2 protein-coding genes are annotated in these 2,042 nt (G+C 59.4%); both read right to left on the reverse strand.

Annotated features, from left to right (window positions below; genetic code table 11):
• Nucleotides 1-1,267: copper resistance system multicopper oxidase (locus tag RA210_RS18645; protein WP_201487615.1), on the reverse strand; the 1,267-nt coding region annotated here is incomplete at its 3' end.
• Nucleotides 1,268-1,465: 198 nt separating this feature from the next.
• The gene (locus RA210_RS18650) at nucleotides 1,466-1,672 is read right to left on the reverse strand and encodes a co-regulatory protein PtrA N-terminal domain-containing protein (protein WP_201487616.1); all 207 of its coding nucleotides are present in this window, start codon (nucleotides 1,670-1,672) and stop codon (nucleotides 1,466-1,468) included.
• Between the last annotated feature and the right edge of the window lie 370 nt (nucleotides 1,673-2,042).

The raw sequence follows: 2,042 nt of genomic DNA on the forward strand, positions 1-2,042 counted from the left end.
GACCATGATCCATCCCAGGCATTTGGCTGTGATCCATACCAGCCATGCTCGCATGGTCCATCCCCGCGGAGCGACCGGCTCCGTGATCCATGCCGGCCATTCCGCTCATGTCCGAGTCGCCTTGGGCGCCATGAGCGTCATGCCCACCGTGCCCCATGTCATCCATGCTCAGCGTCGGGCGTGAATCTGGCGTGGGCACCGGGGCGCTCAGCCCCTCGCGAACAGCCAGGGTACCGCGTGCGTAGCCGCTGCGGTCCATGGACTGAGCGTACAGGGTGTAGGCCTCCTGGCTCCCATCCGGGGTGACGATGACGTCGTAGGTTTCCGCCACGGCAAGACGCAGCTCGTCAACCTCCACTGGGTCGACATACTGGCCATCCACGGCCACTACGGTCAGTTTGAGGCCGGGGATGCGGAAGTCGAAGTAGGTCATCGCCGAGCCGTTGATCAGACGCAGGCGGATGCGTTCGCCGGATTGGAACAGCGCGGTCCAGTTGCCGTCCGGTGCTTGGCCGTTGAGCAGGTAGGTGTAGGTGGCACCGCTGACGTCGGCGAGGTCAGTGGGGCTCATGTTCATTTTCGCCCAAGCCCAACGCTCACTGACCGTCTCGCTCCAGCCCTTGTCGGAGACGTCGTTGATGAAGTCGCCAACCGTGCGGCGGTGCTCGTTGTAGTAGTCGGAGCGCTTCTTCAGTTTGGCCAGCACGCTGGCCGGGTTCTCGTCGGTCCAGTCGGAGAGCATCAGCACGTAGTCGCGCTCGTACTGGAAAGGTTCGGGCTCCAGCGGGTCGATCACCAGCGGACCATAGACACCGAGCTGCTCCTGGAAACCGGAGTGGCTGTGGTACCAATAGGTGCCATTCTGCTTAACCTTGAACTTGTATTCATACATGCCATCCGGGGCGATGCCAGCGAAGCTGAAGCCCGGCACGCCGTCCATGTTGGCCGGCAGCAGAATGCCGTGCCAATGGATGGAGGTGTCCTGCGGCAGGCGGTTGCGCACCCGCAGGGTCACGGTATCGCCCTCGCGCCAGCGCAGCAGCGGGCCGGGAATCGAGCCATTGATGGCCATAGCGGTGCGCGCTTTACCGGTAATATTGACCGGCAGTGCGTCGATGGTCAGGTCGAACTGGGTACCGCTCAAGGCCGTCGGCTGGCCGGGGCTGGTCAGCGCCCAGACGGGTTGCCGCCACAGACCCAGGCCCGCGAGCACCCCGCCTACCGCCAAGCCTTTGATGAAGGTTCGTCTTGAAGTCTTGCTTTGCATGCCGTTACGTCCACTCAATCCGAAGAGGCTTAGGGCTGCCTGATCCGCATGAGACGGTAGTTGGCAGCTTTTCTTGGGGGCTAGCCCCCATTGCCAGATTTACTGTCGTCAACTCACCGTGCAGCTCGGCAGCCGGGTTAATGAGTTCACCACACTTAATCCAATCGAAAGATTACATTCTTGTAAGACTTTGGACGCTCAGCAGTTGGTGTGCTTGGCTGATTTTTCTTTCTCGCCAACCACGGTGGGCTTTTCGTTCTGTTGCTGAGCCACCCGATAAGCCTCCATCGAGGCTTGGCGAGCTTGCTCCATACGCGCGAAAGTACGGTCTCCCCCTCCTTCGGCCAGCGCCAAAGAAGAGGTGGTCAATGCAGTGACTACGAACAGGGTTTTGAGCGCTTTCATCTGGGAGTCCTCGCCAGTTGGATTGCCCCGCCTGAACCAGGATGCTTACAGGGAGGCGAACATTTACATAGAGCAACTTTAACGCAGGGAGGCTGTCAGAAACCTGAGATGAATATTACAATTCTGTCAGTTTTCATATGACTATCTGAAGCATGTGTACCGATCACGGCCCAACCAGTCAAACTGGCCTCCAGACCGCTCCATAACTGACCCGACCATCAAAATCGCCGCCCATCCAAGCGTATGGGGACATGGCCAGAGAGCCACCCAAATAGCTCTGAAGCTGACCGCCCCGGCACTATTAAACATTCACGCCGGGGCGATTAACAACCAAACCAGCTTCAGTGCACGTTGACTTTTCCCAGCATTC

Source organism: Pseudomonas sp. OF001 (assembly GCF_904426495.1).
Lineage (GTDB): Bacteria > Pseudomonadota > Gammaproteobacteria > Pseudomonadales > Pseudomonadaceae > Geopseudomonas.

Bases quoted from the DNA above. Each gene is read 5' to 3' on its own strand.
- RA210_RS18650 (WP_201487616.1), bottom strand. From the start codon at position 1,672: ATGAAAGCGCTCAAAACCCTGTTCGTAGTCACTGCATTGACCACCTCT.